Genomic DNA, 15,407 nt, shown 5'->3' with positions numbered 1-15,407 from the left:
TCACCTGTCTCCGCGGGAGGAAGCCCGCCGTTCGGCCGCCTGCTGGCGCCGGCTCTGGGACTGACGACGGTTCTCTGCGCGCTGCCGGGCGCCGGGCGCGACGGCCTGCGGCCCGGTCCGCCCGCCGCCGAGGTAGGCGGCGAGCGATCCGATGGTGGGGTGCTGGAAGAGTTCGACCATGGTCAGCTCGTGGCCGAGGTCGGCGGCCAGGCCGGTGCGGAATTCCGCCATCAGCAGCGAATGGCCGCCCAGGTCGAAGAAGTTGTCGCGCACACCGACGCGTTCGACGCCCAGCAGGCCGCGCCACATCCCGGCGAGCGCGTGCTCCAGGCCGTCGGTGGGCGCCACGAACCGGGTCCGCAGATCGGGCCGGTCGCCCTGCGGCTGCGGCAGCGCCTTGCGGTCGGTCTTGCCGCTGGGAGTGAGCGGCAGCGCGTCCAGCGCGGTGAAGGAGGCCGGCACCATGTACTCCGGCAGGTGCGCGCGCAGGTGCGCGGCGAGGTCGCCGGCGGCGGGCGCGACGGGTCCCGCGGCGGTCGTGTAGGCGGCCAGGCGCACGTCACCGGGAGCGTGCTCGCGGGCGACGACGACCGCTTCGCGCACGTCCTGGTGCCGGGTCAGCACCGCCTCGATCTCGCCGAGTTCGACGCGCAGGCCGCGCAGCTTGACCTGGTGGTCGAGCCGGCCGAGGAATTCCAGGGCGCCGTCGTCGCGGAAGCGGGCGAGGTCGCCGGTGCGGTAGAGGCGGGCGCCGGGCACGAAGGGGTCCTCGATGAAGCGTTCCGCGGTCAGGTCGGGGCGGCCGAGGTAGCCGCGGGCCAGGCCGCGCCCGCCGATGTGGAGCTCGCCGGGGACGCCCTCGGGGACGGGCCGGTCGTGCCGGTCCAGGACGTACATCCGGGTGTTGGCGATGGGCCGGCCGATGGGCACCGGCCGCCCGCCCGGTTCCGGCCGGCAGTGCCACGCGGTGACGTCGATGGCGGCCTCGGTGGGGCCGTACAGATTGTGCAGCTGCGCCGGGTAGCGCTCCAGGAAGCGGTCCTGGAGGGCGCGCGGCAGTTCCTCGCCGCTGCAGAAGACCCGGCGCAGACCGGCGGACATCCGCGGCGGCTCCTGGAGGTAGAGCTGGAGCATCGACGGGACGAAGTGCAGGGTCGTGATGCGCTCGGCCTCGACGGTGGCGGCCAGGTAGCCGCTGTCGCGGTGGCCGCCGGGCCGGGCGAGGACGAGCGTCGCGCCGGCCATCAGCGGCCAGAAGAACTCCCACACCGACACGTCGAAGGAGAACGGCGTCTTCTGCAGGACGCGGTCGGTGCCGTCGAGCCGGTAGGCGTCCTGCATCCACAGCAGGCGGTTGCGCAGCGCCGCGTGCACATTCATGACGCCCTTGGGGCGGCCGGTGGAGCCGGAGGTGAAGATGACGTACGCCAGATCCTCGCCGTCCACCGCCACCGCGGGGTCGCTGTCCGGCTCGGCGGCGAGCGCCGCCGCCAGGTCCTCCACGCGCAGCACCGGGCAGTCCACGGCGGGCAGCGCCCCCGCCGCCGGGCCGTGGGTGAGCAGCACCGGGGGCCGGGCGTCCCCGACGATCGCGGCCAGGCGCGCGGCCGGCAGCTCCGGGTCGAGCGGTACGTACGCCCCGCCGGCCTTGAGGGTCGCCAGCAGCGCGACGACCAGGTCGAGGGAGCGCTCCATGGCGACGCCGACCAGGACGTCCCGGCCGACGCCGTGGCGGCGCAGCAGATGGGCGAGCCGGTTGGCGCGGCGGTTGAGCGCGTCGTAGCTCAGGCTCCGGCCGTCGTGGCGCACGGCCTCGGCCGCGGGCCGCAGCCGGGCCTGCTCCTCGATGTGCTCGTGCACGGGGCCGCTGCCCGGCCACTGCTTTTCTGTGTCGTTCCAGTCGGCCAGGACGCGGCGGCGCTCGGCGGCGTCCAGCAGGTCCAGCTCCGCCATGGGCGCGTCGGGGCGGGCGACGACCTGTTCCGCCAGCCGCCTGAAGTGCCCGGCGAGCCGCACGACGGTCGCCTCGTCAAAGAGGTCGCGGTCGTACTCGAACCAGCCGGTCAGGCCGCCGTCGGCGTCGAACGCCTGGAGTTCCAGGTCGAAGCGGGCGCCCTCGCTCCTGACCGGGAGCCGGGTGAGGCGGGCGCCCGCCATGGCGAAGTGCGGTACGGGCTCGCGGCCGTAGCTGAAGCTGACCTGGTAGACCGGGGGGCGGCTGAGGTCGCGCGGGGTGTTGAGGTCGGCGACGATCAGTTCGAACGGGACGTCCTGGTGGGCGTACGCGCCCAGGCACGCGTCCCGGACGCGGGTGAGGACCGGGACGAAGGACGGGTCGCCGCCCATAGAGGTCCTGATCGGCAGGGTGTTGACGAAGTAGCCGATGAGCGGCTCGACCTCGGCGCGCCCGCGCAGGGCGGTGGGCACGCCCACGACGATGTCGTCCTGGCCGCTGTAGCGGTGCAGCAGGATCTGGAAGACCGCCAGCAGCGCCATGTACGGGGTGGCGCCGTGCCGGCCGGCCAGCGCGGCCAGGTCGCCGATCAGGGCCGGGGGCAGGTCGACCGGCACGGAGGCGCCGTTGAAGCCCTGCACGGCGGGGCGGGGCCGGTCGGTGGGCAGGTCGAGAACGGCGGGCGCGCCCGCCAGATGGCCGCGCCAGTAGGCCAGGTCCTGCTCCCAGCCGCCCTCTTCCAGCTGCCGCTGCTGCCAGGCGGCGAAGTCGCCGTACTGGATGTCGGGTTCGGGCAGCGGCGAGGGGCGCCCGTCGGCGAACGCCTCGTACAGCTCGGACAGTTCTGACAGGAAGACAGCGGTGGACCAGCGGTCGGAGATCAGGTGGTGCATCGCCACGGCGAGCACCGACTCGTCCGGGCCCGTGCGCAGCAGCCGGACCCGCAGCAGGGGGCCGGTGCCGATGTCGAAGGGTTCGGCCAGCGCCTCGCCGATCCACCGCTGCCGGTCGGCCTCGGTGAACCGCGGCCCGCCGAGGTCGGTTTCCGGTACGTCCACGGTCATGCCGTGGCGGACGACCTGGACCGGCGCGCCCTCGCGCAGCTCGAACACGGTGCGCAGGGCCTCGTGGCGGCGCACGATCTCGGCGACGGCGGCGCGCAGCACCGCCGTGTCGAGGGGGCCTTCGACCCGGACCGCGCCGGGCACGATGTAGCCGGGGTTGCGCGGCCTGAGCTGTTCGAGGAACCAGGTGCCGCGTTGCAGGACCGACAGCGGGAAGACGTCCTCGGCCCGGGCGCCCCGGGCCAGCAGCTCCTCGAAGCGGGCCCGCTGCTCGGGGGTGAGGGCGGCCAGCCGCCGGTCCAGGTCGTCGGTCACTGCCGTCCCTCCGGACCGGCGGGCGACGCCGCCCGGCCCTCGCCGCGGGCGGTGATCTCGTCCAGGAGCTGCGCGGCGAGGTCGGCCGACCGCCGCACGCGGCGGATCGCGGCCGGCGCCGCTGGCGCCTGCGGCGCCCCCGCCTCGCCGCTGCCGGCGCCGCTGGACGGCAGTTCGCCGAGGACGCGCTCCGCGACGCTGCGGATGGTGGCGCCGCCGAGGAAGTCGGTGATCTGGAGGGTGACCAGCAGCCGGCTCTGGATGTCGTTGCGCAATTCCACGGCCATCAGCGAGTCCAGGCCGAAGGCGGTGAGCGGCTCGTCCAGGCCCACCTCGGTGGTGGCCGAGCCGAGCACGTCCTTGACGCCGAGCACGAACTGCCCGGTCAGCGCGGCCAGCCGCTCCTGCTCGGGCAGCCGCAGCAGTTCCTCGGCGGTGCCGATCCGGCTCTGCCTGCGCCGGGAGCGCGAGGAGCGCCGGGCGGTCCGCCCGCCGCCGGGCTCCGCGGCCCGGCTGCCGGGGTCCTCCTGGACGTCCTCGCCCTCGGCGGCGGCGGTGGCGGCGCCGTCCCAGGGCCGGGGCGGCTGCCAGCAGGGGACCGGCTCGAACGGGTAGCCGGGCAGCTGCGCCCTGGCGCGGGCGTAGTCCCGGTCGAAGCCGGCCCAGTCGATGGCGGCGCCCGCCGCGTACAGCTCGGCCACCGTCGACAGCAGCACCTCCCAGTCGTCCTGCTGGGGGCGCAGGCTCGGCAGCAGCAGGTCGTCGTGGCCGGGCGGCAGGGCGTCGCTGATGACGCCCAGCAGGGTGGGGGCGGGGCCGACTTCGAGGAAGGTGCGGTAGCCCATGTCGCGCAGGGTGCGCACCCCGTCGGCCAGCCGTACGGTCTCCCGGACGTGCCGGGCCCAGTAGTCGGGGCCCGGCGCCTGGTCCCACGGCCACAGGGCGCCGCTGACATTGGAGACCAGCGGGATGCGGGGGGCGGTGAAGGCGATCTTCTCCGCGGCGCGGCGCAGCGGTTCGACCGCCGGGTCCATCAGCGGCGAGTGCCCGGCCGACGCGATGTGCAGCGGCCTGGCCTTGACACCGCGGGCCGCGAAGGCGGCGCACACGGACTCCACCAGGCCGCGGTCGCCGGAGATGGTCGTGGCGGCCGGGCCGTTGACCGCGGCGATGGCGATCAGGTCCCGGTGGGCGGCGATCTCGGCCGCGACGTCCTCCTCGGCGGCGAAGACCGCGGCCATGGTGCCGGGCCGCCCGTGGTCCTGGATGATCCGGGCGCGCTCCACCGAGAAGGCCAGCCCGTCCTCCAGCGACATCGCGCCCGCGACGCAGGCGGCGACGCATTCGCCCGCGCTGTGCCCGAGGACCGCCGCCGGGGTGATGCCCCAGGACTGCCACAGCCGGGCCATGGCGTACTCGACGGCGAAGGTGGCGGGCTGGGCGTAGGCCGTCTCGTTGATCTGCGTGTCCGCGGGGTCGTCGGGGAACAGCACGGACAGCAGCGGCCGCTCCAGCAGCGGTTCGACGATCCGCGCGCACTCCTCGACCGCCTGCCGGAAGGTCGGCTGGGTGTCGAAGAGGCGGCGGGCCATGCCGGGGCGCTGGGCGCCCTGCCCGGTGAAGAGGAAGACCACCTCGGAGCTGCCCGCCTCGCCCTGGACGAGGCCGGGTCCGCTCTCGCCGCGCAGGAAGCCGGCGAGCCGCCCCGCGACCTCGCTCCGGGTGGCGCCGACGGCGGCCAGGCGGTGCCGGAAGTGGGAGCGGCCGGTGCCGGCCGACCAGCACAGGTCGGCCAGCGCGGTCCCGTCGCCGTCGGTGAGCCGGGCGGCGTAGCGCCGGGCGACCTCGGCGAGCGCGGTCTCGGTACGGGCCGACAGCGCCAGGACCGAGGCGGGCCTGCGGTCGTCCGGCGCGGGCGGCGCGGCCGGGGGTGCCTGCTCCAGGATGAGGTGCGCGTTGGTGCCGCTGAGGCCGAAGCCGCTCACGGCGGCGGCCCGCCTGCCGCCCTCGGGCTGCGGCCACGGGATGCGGGCGGTGGGCACCTCGAAGGTGGTGCCGTCGAAGGAGATGTTGGCGTTCAGCTTGTCGAAGTGCAGGTTGGGCGGGATCTCGGCGTGCGACAGGCACAGGGCGGCCTTGATGAGCCCGGCGACCCCGGCCGCCGCCTCCAGGTGGCCGATGTTGGTCTTGACCGCGCCGAGGTAGACCGGGGCGCCGTGCTCGCGGCCGTAGACGTCGGCGAGGGCCTCGGCCTCGATGGGGTCGCCGAGCCGGGTGCCGGTGCCGTGGGTCTCGATGAAGCCGACCTGCTCGGGGCGTACCGAGGCCGCGGCAAGGGCGCGGCGGAAGACGTCGCGCTGCGCGGCGCCGTTGGGCGCGGTGATGCCGGCGCTGCGGCCGTCCTGGTTGACCGCGCCGCCGCGCACCACGGCCAGGACCCTGTCCTGGTCGCGCACGGCGTCCGAGAGCCGCTTGAGCACGACGACGCCGCAGCCCTCGCCGCGTACGTAGCCGTCGGCGGCGTCGGAGAAGGTCATGGCGCGGCCCTGCCGGGACACCGAGCCGAACTGCGACTGCGAGATCATCAGCAGCGGGGACAGGACGACGTTGACACCGCCGGCCAGCGCCATGTCGCACTCCCCGGTGCGCAGGCTCTGGCACGCCTGGTGGACGGCCACCAGCGAGGACGAGCAGGCGGTGTCGACCGTGATGTTGGGGCCGCGCAGGTCGAGCAGGTAGGCGATACGGGCCGGGACGAAGCTGAGGGCGGCGCCGGAACTGGTGTAGGCGCTGACGTCGTCGGGGTGGCGGATCTGCGCGGTGATGTAGTCCCAGCTGGCCGCGCCCATGAACACCCCCGTGTGGCTGCCGGCCAGCGAGCCGGGGGCCTGCCCGGCGTCCTCCAGCGCCTCCCAGGCCACTTGCAGGCTCAGCCGCTGGTGCGGGTCCATCTGGAGCGCCTCGCGCCGGGAGATCCCGAAGAAGTCGTGGTCGAAGCGGTCCAGGCCGTCGAGGAAGGCGCCGGAGCGGGTGTAGACCTTGCCGGGTCTGCCGGCCTCCTCGTCGTAGAAGGCGTCGTGGTCCCAGCGGTCGGCGGGGATGCCGCCCACGGCGTCGGTGCCCTCGGTGAGCATCCGCCAGTAGGTCGCGGTGTCGGTGACGCCGCCGGGGAAGCGGCAGCCCGCGCCGACGATGGCGACCGGCTCGAAGCGGGCCCGCTCGTGCTCCTCGACCTGCCGCTGCAGGCGCTCCATCGTCAGATAGGCGCGCTTCAGCGTGTCGGCCGACACCATGTCCGGTCCGGCTGACGTCATCGCTGACCCCTTTCGTCGATCTGCTGGGTCCTGGCCAGCAGCAGTGCTTCCAATTGCGCGGCGGACATCGAGTCGAGGTCCGGCGTGCCGTCCGCGGCGCCCCCGTCGTCCATGGCGGCGGGCGGGGCGCTGGCGGCGGGCAGCTCCTGGCCGCCCGCCGGCTGCGCCGCCCGGTCCGCCTCCAGCGGGATGCCCATGCGCTCGGCCAGATACGGCACCAGGGCGTCGACCGTCGGGAAACGCCAGGTGACGGTCGAGGGCAGCTGGACGTGCAGGCTGGACTCCAGCGCCTTGCGCAGGTCCAGCGACAGCAGCGAGTCGAAGCCCATGCTGGTCAGGGGCGCGCTGGTGTCGATCCCGGCGGCCTCCGCGCCCACCACCCGGCCGGCGACGGCCTTGCAGTGCTCGGTCAGCACGGCCCTGCGGCGGCGGCCCGGCTCGACGGCGAGCATCGCGCGGCGGACCTCGTCCAGGGGCCGCCGCTCGCCGCCCTCCGCCTCCTCGGAGCCGCCGAGCAGGGTACGCAGCAGGCCGCCGCCGGGGTGCTCGCGCAGCTTCGCGCGGTCCAGCGGCAGGACGCCGACCTGGGTCGCGGAGGAGCGCAGCAGCCGGTCGAGGGCCGCGATGCCCGACTCCGGGCTGATGCTCCCGATGCCGCGGGCGGCAAGGGCGCCGCCGCGGTCGGGCCGGGCCGCCAGGCCGATCCGCGCCCACGGCCCCCAGTTGATGCTGAGCGCGGGCAGCCCGAGCGAGCGCCGGTGGTGCGCGAGCGTGTCGAGGAAGGCGCTGGCGGCTGCGTAGTTGCCCTGGCTTGCGGAGCCGAGGACCGCGGCGGCGGAGGAGTACAGCACGAAGAAGTCCAGGTCCCGCCGCACGGTAGCGCGGTGCAGATGCCAGGCGGCGGCGGACTTGGGGCCCGCGACGGCGTGGAAGCGGTTCCGGTCCAGGCCGGTGAGCAGGCCGTCGTCCAGGACGCCCGCGGCGTGCACGATCCCGGCCAGCGGCGGCATGGTGGCGTCGATACGGGCCAGCAGCTCGTCCACGGCGCCGCGCCCCGACAGGTCGGCGCTGACCGTGGCGACCTCGGCGCGGGCACGCAGGACCGCGAGGGCCTGTTCCGCCTCCGCCGTCGGGGCGCTGCGCCCGGCCAGCACCAGGTGGCGGGCGCCCTGCCCGGCCAGGTAGCGGGCGGTCTCCAGGCCCAGCGCGCCGAGGCCGCCGGTGATCAGGTACGTACCGGACGGCCGTACGGGCGCGGAGTCCGGGGCGGTCCTGACCGGCTCGTGCGGGTCGGGGCACAGCACGAGTTTGCCGGTGTGCCGCGCCTTGGCCATCGCGGTGAAGGCGGCCGGGGCGTCGGCGTAGCCGTAGGGGGTGACGGGCAGGGCGCTGAAATCGCCGCGTTCGAAGCCCTCGGTGACGGCGGCGAACAACTCGGCGACGGCCTCGGGCTGTTCGCGGATGGTGCGTTCCAGGTCGACCGCGAGGAAGGCGCGGCTGTCCTTGAAGAACTCCATGCCGATATGGCTGTTGTCGTAGATGTCGCGCTTGCCGATCTCCACGAACCGGCCGCCCGGCGCCAGCAGCCGCATGCTGCGGACCAGCGCCTCGCCGGAGGCGGAGTTGAGGACGACGTCGACGCCGCGGCCCCCGGTGCGCTCCATGATCCGGTCGGCGAAGGCGAGGGTGCGGGAGTCCATGGGGTCCGGCACACCGAGGGTGCGCAGCAGTTCGCGCTTCTCGGGGGTGCCGGCGGTGGCGTACACCGCGGCGCCGCGGCGCCGGGCGACCTGGAGCGCGGCCAGTCCGACGCCGCCGGTCGCCGAGTGGATCAGGACGCTCTCGCCGGCGCGCAGCCGGGCCAGGTGCTCCAGGGCGTGGACGGCGGTGAGGAAGGCGATGGGGACGGCGGCGGCCTGCTCGTCGCCGAGCATCGGCGGCGCGTAGGCCACCAGGTGCTCGCTGACGGTGGTGTACGCCGCCAGCGCGCTGGGACCTGCGGCCATCACCCGGTCGCCCACCCGGTAGCGGGTCACACCCTCGCCGAGGGCGCTGACCCGGCCGGCGCACTCGGCGCCGAGCGGGACGACCCCTTCGGCCCCGGGATAGGCGCCGAGCGCCTTGAGTACATCGCTGAAGTTGAGCCCGGCGGCGCTGATCTCGATCTCGACCTCGCCCGGTCCCGGCGGCGTGCGGTGCCACCAGGTGGGCGCGACACTGCCGAGGGCGCCGGGACGGGCGGCGAGGACGCGGTGGTTGCCGTCGCGCGCGGCGTCGAAGGGCCAGGCCGCCGGCTCCCAATGGGCCCGGTCCGCCGGGGCCGACCAGGGCCGCAGGGCGGGGGTCAGCCGGGCGCCGGCGCGCAGGGCGACCTGGTCGTCGTCGCCGGAGCGCAGCAGTTCGGCCAGCAGCAGGCCGGTCTCCCCGTCGGGCCTGCCCGGGTCCAGGTCCACGACGGTGGGCCGCAGTTCGGTGTGCTCCAGGCCGATCACCCGGGCCAGGCCCCACAGCGGCGACTGGCCGGCCGCGAGGGCGTCGCCGTCGCGCGCGGGCTGGGCGCCGCGGGTGAGCAGGACCAGCCGCGGGGCCGGGTCCTGGCCCGCGCGGGCCAGTTCCTGGACCAGGTGCAGGACGGGCACCGTTGCGGCGTCCTGCGCGGCGGGCAGCTGCTGCGGGCGGCCGTCCTCGGTGAGCACGGTGTCCAGGGTCCAGGCGTGCACGATGCCGTCGGGGCGGATTCCGGCGGCGGCCAGGTCGGCCAGCAGCGCGGCGACGTCCTCGCGCCGCGCGGGGTCGAGCAGGTAGTGGGCGGGGTGCGGGGTGCCGTAGGCCGCGCCCGCAGTGACGGTCACGCAGGTGCCGCCGCGGGCGCGCAGCTCGGTGACCAGCGCGTCGGCGGTGCCGCCGGCGTCGGCGAACACCAGCCAGGTGCCGGGCTGTACGCCGGCGGGGGAGTCCGCGGGGGCCTCCCGCCAGGCGATCTCGTGCAGGGCCTCGGCGAGCGGGTCGGCGGAGGTTCCGCCCTCCAGCAGCCGGAGCGCGATGCCCGTGATCTCGCCGACCGGTGCGCCGGACCCGTCGTAGAGCACGACGCTCGCGCCGGTGATCTCCTCGGCGCCGGCCTGCGGCGCGGTGACCGCGGCGTGCGCCCAGCGCGGCGCTGCCCGCTCGGTGAAGAGGGTGAAGCCGCCGACGCGCACCGGCAGATAGGTGCCGGTGACGGCGCCCTCCTCGGCCGTGTGCGGCGACAGCGCGGCCATGAGGGTCTGGAGCGCGCTGTCCAGTACGGCAGGGTGCACCGGGTGCTCGCCGCGGTCCGCGGTCAGCGCCGACCGGTCGCGCAGCCTGGCCAGGGCCTCGCCGGGCCCGTGCCACAGCTCCTCGACGCCCTGGAAGGCCGGCCCGTACGCCAGCCCCGCCCGGTGCAGCGCGGCATAGTGGCCCTCCGCGTCGGCGGGAGCGGCGCACCGGTCCCGTACGGCGGACAGCGGTTCACCGCCGCCTTCGGGCGCGCCGCGGCGGAAGGCGCCGCGGGCGGCCTCGGCCCATTCGTCGTCGGCCGCGGCGCGGGTGAACAGCCGCAGCGAGCCGGCGTCGGCGGTCTCGGGGACGAGGACGAGCTGCACGGTGGTGTCCTCGGCGTTCTCCGGCACGACGGTCAGCCGGGTGAAGTGGACGTCGGCCAGCGCGGCCGGCCCGCCGAGGTGGTCGCGTGCCGCGGCGAGTGCCGCGTCCAGGACCAGTGCGCCGGGCAGGACGGGGCTGCCGCCGACCTGGTGGTCGGCCAGGTAGCCGAAGCCGTCGAGGTCGACCGGCGCGGACCAGTGGGCGGCGTACGGCGGCAGTGCGGACCGTACGGCGGAGCGCAGGACGGGGTGCCCGCGGTGCTCGGGCCTGTGCCGGGTGTGCTCGGCGAACCAGGCACGGGTGCGCTGCCACGGGTAGGTGGGCAGATCGGCCATCGGACCCGCCGGGCCGTACACCCGGGTCCAGTCGATCTGGTAGCCGGCGGTGTAGAGCCGGCCGAGTTCGCCGCGGACGGCGGCGCGGCCCGGCTGGTCGCGGCGCAGCGACGACACGGCGGCCGTGTGGCCGTACGAGGACAGGCGCTCGGTGACGGCGTCGGTGAGCATCGGGTGCGGCGACATCTCCACGAAGACGTCGTGGCCGGACTCGGCGAGCGCGGTCACGGCGGTGTCGAACAGCACCGGTCGGGTGAGGTTGGACGCCCAGTATTCGGCGTCCAGCCGGTCGCCCTCGACGGGCCGTCCGGTCACGGTGGAGATCATGGGAATGGCGCCGGCGCGCGGCCGCAGGTCCGCCAGCAGCCGCCACAGCTCCTGCGCGACGGGCTCCATCAGCGGGCAGTGGGAGGCGAATTCGACCGACTCCAGGACCCGGCAGTAGACACCGTCGGCCTCCAGCGCTTTGGCGAGGGCCTCCAGGGCGGCGCTCTCACCGGAGAAGACGGTGGAGCCAGGGCTGTTGCTCGCCGCGACCCACACCGGCCCCGGGCGCCGCTCGGCGAGGATCTCGCGGGCCCGGTCCAGGGTCACACCGGCGACGGCCATCCGGCCCTTGCCGGTGGCGCTGTGCAGGGCGGAGCCGCGGTGCAGCGCGATGACGAGCGCGTCCTCCAGGGTGATCGCGCCCGACAGGTGCGCCGCGGCGATCTCGCCGACGCTGTGGCCGACGACGGCGGCCGGTTCGACGCCCCAGGAGCGCCACAAGGCGGCGAGCGCGACCTGCACGGCGGTCAGCGCGGGCTGCCCGACGGCGGTGTCCAGCAGCCGGGACCCGGCGGGCTCCGCGGTGAGCTGGCCGAGCAGCGACCAGTCGGTGTGCCGGCGCAGCAGCGCGTCGCAGCGCTCCACGACCGCGCGGAAGACCGGTTCCCCGTCGAGCAGGTCGGCGGCCAGCGGCCACCAGCGCGGACCCTGCCCGGAGAAGACGAACACCGGCGCGGGGCGCCAGCCCACCCGGCGGATTCCGCTGGACAGGCCGGCCGCCTCCTCGCCGCGGCCGAACGCCGCCAGCGCGGCGCGCAGTTCGTCCGCGGACGAGCCGGTGCAGGCCAGCCGGTGCTCGTGGTGGGTGCGGCGGACCGCGGCGGCGGCGGCGAAGTCGGCCAGGGACGTGCCGGGCGCGGCGAGCTTGTCGGCGTGGGCCGCCGCGAGGTCGCGCAGGGCCTGCTCGTCGCGGGCGGAGACGGCCAGTACGACGGCGCCGTCCGCGCCCTCCCGCCGGACCGCGGGAGCGGCGGCGGGCGGCTGCTCCAGCACCAGGTGCGCGTTGGTGCCGCCGAAGCCGAACGAGCTGACGCCCGCCAGGGCGGGGGCCTCGGCGCCGGCCGGCCACGGCTGGAGGGTGTCGGCGACCCGCAGCGCGAGGTCGCCGAAGGGGATGTGCGGGTTCGGCTCGCGGTAGTGCAGGGTCGCGGGCACGGTGCGGTGCCGCACCACCAGCGCGGCCTTGATCAGGCCGCCGATTCCCGCCGCGGCCTCCATGTGCCCCAGGTTGGACTTCACCGAGCCGATCAGGCAGGGCCGTTCCGGCGCGCGGCCCTCGCCGAGGGCGGCGCCGAGCGCCTTGGCCTCGATCGGGTCGCCGAGGATCGTGCCGGTGCCGTGGGCCTCGACGTATCCGATGTCCGCGGCCCGCACCCCGGCCCTGCGGTGGGCGGCGCGCAGCACCGCCTCCTGGGCCTGCGGGTTGGGTGCCATCAGGCCGTTGCTCGCGCCGTCCTGGTTGACGGCGCCGCCGCGTATGACGGCGTGCACGGGGTCGCCGTCGGCCAGCGCGCGGCTGAGCGGCTTGAGCACGACGACCCCGGCGCCCTCGGAGCGCACGTATCCGTCGGCCGCCGCGTCGAACGGCTTGCAGCGGCCGTCGGCCGACATCACCCCGGCCTTGCTGAAGTTGATGGCGAAGGCGGGGGAGAGCACCAGGTTGACCCCGCCGGCGAGCGCCAGGTCGCAGTCGCCCCGCTCCAGGCTCGCGCACGCCTGGAGGACCGCGACGAGCGAGGAGGAGCAGGCGGTGTCCACGGCCATGCTGGGGCCGCGCAGGTCCAGCAGGTACGACAGCCGGTTGGCGGCGATGCTCAGGGCGCTGCCGGTGCCGGTGTAGGGGTCGATCGCGTCGAGGTCGCGCAACTGCCCCGTGGCGTAGTCGAAGGTGGAGATGCCGACGAAGACGCCGGTGGGGGAGCCGGCCAGCCGGTCGGTGGGCACCCCGGCGTTCTCCAGTGCCTCGAAGGCGACTTCGGCCAGCAGCCGCTGCTGGGGGTCCATGCGCGCGGCTTCCTGCTGCGCGATGCCGAAGAAGGCCGCGTCGAACCGGTCGACGCCGTCGAGGAAGCCGCCCCAGCGGCTGTTGGTGCGCCCGGCGGCGGCCGGGTCGTCCGAGGTGTACTGCTCGATGTCCCACCGGTCGGCGGGGACCTCGGTCACCGCGTCGCGGCCCTCGCTCAGCAGCCGCCAGAAGCTTTCGGGGCCGTCGACACCGCCGGGGAAGCGGCAGCCGATGCCGATGATCGCGACCGGCTCGGACGCGGCGGCAGCGGCGGGTGCGGCGGGCGCCTCCGGGGCGGGCCGGGCAGCGCTGCCGGCGGCCGGTACGGCGGGGGCCGCGGCCGGGGCGTTGCCGGCCAGGTGCTCGGCGAGTCCGGCCGGGGTGGGGTGCTCCCACACGACGGTGGGCTCCAGCGGCCGGCCGAGCCAGCGTTCGAGGTCGCCGACCATCGCGACCGTCTCCACCGACCGCAGCCCGTAAGCGGCGAACGGCAGCGCGGGGTCGACGGTCTCGGCCCGGTTGCCGGTCGCGGCGGCCAGCGCCTCGCGCAGCCACCGCTCGATGCCGGCCGCGCCCGGGGCGGGCCGCGGGGTGCCGGGCGGAGCAGCCGCGACGGGCGGGGCCCCGGGCACCTCCCCGTCGGCCGCCGCGGGCACCTCCGCCGGGCCCGCCGCGCCGGTCCCGTCCGCCCGCCACAGGGCCAGCGGGTTCAGGGTCCCGCCGAGCACCGCGTCCAGGCAGGCCTGGCGCTGGAGCTTGCCGCTGGAGGTCTTCGGCACGGTCCCGGGCCTGGCCAGCGCCACGACGTACGCCTGCAGGCCGTGCTCGACCGCGATCTCGGCGCGGATCGCGGCGATGACCCGGTCGCGGTCCGCGGGCGAACGGCTGCCGCGGTATTCCTGGACGACGATCAGGCGCTCCTCGCCGCCGAGGTCGCGGACGCCCGCCACCCCGCAGCCGGACCGCAGGCCCTTGTCGACACCCTCGACGGTGCGTTCGATGTCGTGCGGGTAGTGGTTGCGGCCCGCGACGATGATGACGTCCTTGATGCGGCCCGTGACGTAGATCTGGCCGCCGTCGGTGAAGCCCAGGTCGCCGGTGCGCAGGAACGGACCCTCGCCGCTGCCGGCGATACGGGCGCCGAAGGTCTCCGCGGTCTCCCGCTCGCGCCCCCAGTAGCCGTGGGCGACGCTCGGCCCCGCGACCCACAGCTCACCGACCCGGCCCTCGGGCAGCAGGGCGCGGGTGTCCGGGTCCACCGCGACGACCCGCTGGTCGTGCGGGGAGACGCCGCAGCTGAGCAGGGTCCGCGCGGCCTCGTCGGGGCCGGCGTCCTCGGCGGCTCCGGACAGCAGCCCGGCCGTCCGCAGCCTCCTGCTGACCGGTTCGGCCGCGGGGTCGCCGGTGGAGACCATCAGTGTGCCCTCGGCCAGCCCGTAGGAGGGGGCGTGCGTGGCGGGCCGGAAGCCGCAGTCGGCGAAGGCGCGGGAGAAGCGCTCCAGGGTCAGCGGGCTGACCGGTTCCGCGCCGTTCGGCGCCACACGCCAGGTGCTCAGGTCGAGGGTGCGCCGCTCCTGCTCGGTCACCTTCTCGACGGCGAGGTCGTAGGCGAAGTTGGGGGCGGCGCTCGCGGTGCCGCCCGCCTCCGAGATCGCCCGCAGCCAGCGCAGCGGCCGTTTGAGGAAGGAGAACGGCGACATGAAGGTGACGGGGAAGCCGGCGTAGGCGGGGGTGAGCAGGCCCAGGATCAGGCCCATGTCGTGGAAGGGCGGCAGCCAGCTGACCATGTGCTGGGCGGGGTCGTCGTGGAAGAACTCGCGGTACATCGCCGCGATGTTGTGCAGCAGGTTGCCGTGGCCGACCATCACGCCCTTGGGGCGGCTGGTCGATCCCGAGGTGTACTGGAGGAAGGCGAGGTCGTCGCGGACGGACCCGGGGTGGCGCCACTCGTCGGCGGCGGCGCTGTCGAGGGCGTCGACCGTCAGCCAGGCGATGTCCCGCAGCGCCGGGGCCTGTTCGGCGAACCGGTCGGCCAGCGCGACGGTCCCGGCCGGCGCGAGGACCACCGCGGGCCTGGCGTCCTCGATGACTCCGGTCAGCCGCGGCAGGGTGCGCATCAGGAAGGCCGGGTCCGGCGGGTAGACGGGCACGGCGACGAGGCCCGCGTACAGGCAGCCGAAGAAGGAGGCCACGTAGTCCAGCCCGGCCGGGCACATGATCAGTGCCCGCTCCCCGGCGGCGAAGCGCTCCCTGAGCGCCGCGGCGATCGTGCGGGCCCGCAGGTCGAGCGCGGCGTTGGCCATGCCGTGCGGCTCGCCCTCGCCGTCCACCAGGAACCGGAAGACCTGTTGCTCCGGGTGCTCGCCGAAGACCGTACGGAAATGGTCGACAAGCGATTCGGAATCGCGGCCCAGCATCCGACCGTCCTCTCTGTGGGCGACACCTGCGCGCGCGTATCCGGCGGAA

The 15,407-nt window shown here is 75.6% G+C and carries 3 protein-coding genes; all 3 read right to left on the bottom strand.

The features are described 5' to 3' along the window. From OHA86_RS01470 to OHA86_RS01460, 3 genes are read right to left on the bottom strand one after another with little or no spacing between them, the layout of a single operon-like run. Positions 1 to 3,333 (bottom strand): non-ribosomal peptide synthetase, encoded by a 3,333-nt coding sequence (locus OHA86_RS01470; protein WP_329171720.1) that lies wholly within the window; start codon positions 3,331 to 3,333, stop codon positions 1 to 3. Further along, positions 3,330 to 6,647: a type I polyketide synthase gene (locus tag OHA86_RS01465; protein WP_329171717.1), complete on the bottom strand. Its 3,318-nt coding sequence runs from the start codon at positions 6,645 to 6,647 to the stop codon at positions 3,330 to 3,332. Before OHA86_RS01465 ends, OHA86_RS01470 begins: the two co-directional genes overlap by 4 nt. Beyond that, positions 6,644 to 15,358 carry an SDR family NAD(P)-dependent oxidoreductase gene (locus OHA86_RS01460; RefSeq protein WP_329171715.1) on the bottom strand — a complete coding sequence of 2,905 codons (8,715 nt, stop codon included), beginning with the start codon at positions 15,356 to 15,358 and terminating at the stop codon, positions 6,644 to 6,646. Before OHA86_RS01460 ends, OHA86_RS01465 begins: the two co-directional genes overlap by 4 nt. Positions 15,359 to 15,407 lie beyond the last annotated feature (49 nt).

The sequence above is a fragment of the Streptomyces sp. NBC_01477 genome (assembly GCF_036227245.1).
Classification (GTDB): Bacteria; Actinomycetota; Actinomycetes; order Streptomycetales; family Streptomycetaceae; genus Actinacidiphila.
Note: the sequence above shows the minus strand (reverse complement) of the source record. Positions and strands in the feature narration are given on the sequence as shown.

Coding starts and splice junctions, on each gene's coding strand:
- OHA86_RS01465 (WP_329171717.1), bottom strand. CDS start 6,647: ATGACGTCAGCCGGACCGGACATGGTGTCGGCCGACACGCTGAAGCGC.
- OHA86_RS01460 (WP_329171715.1), bottom strand. CDS start 15,358: ATGCTGGGCCGCGATTCCGAATCGCTTGTCGACCATTTCCGTACGGTC.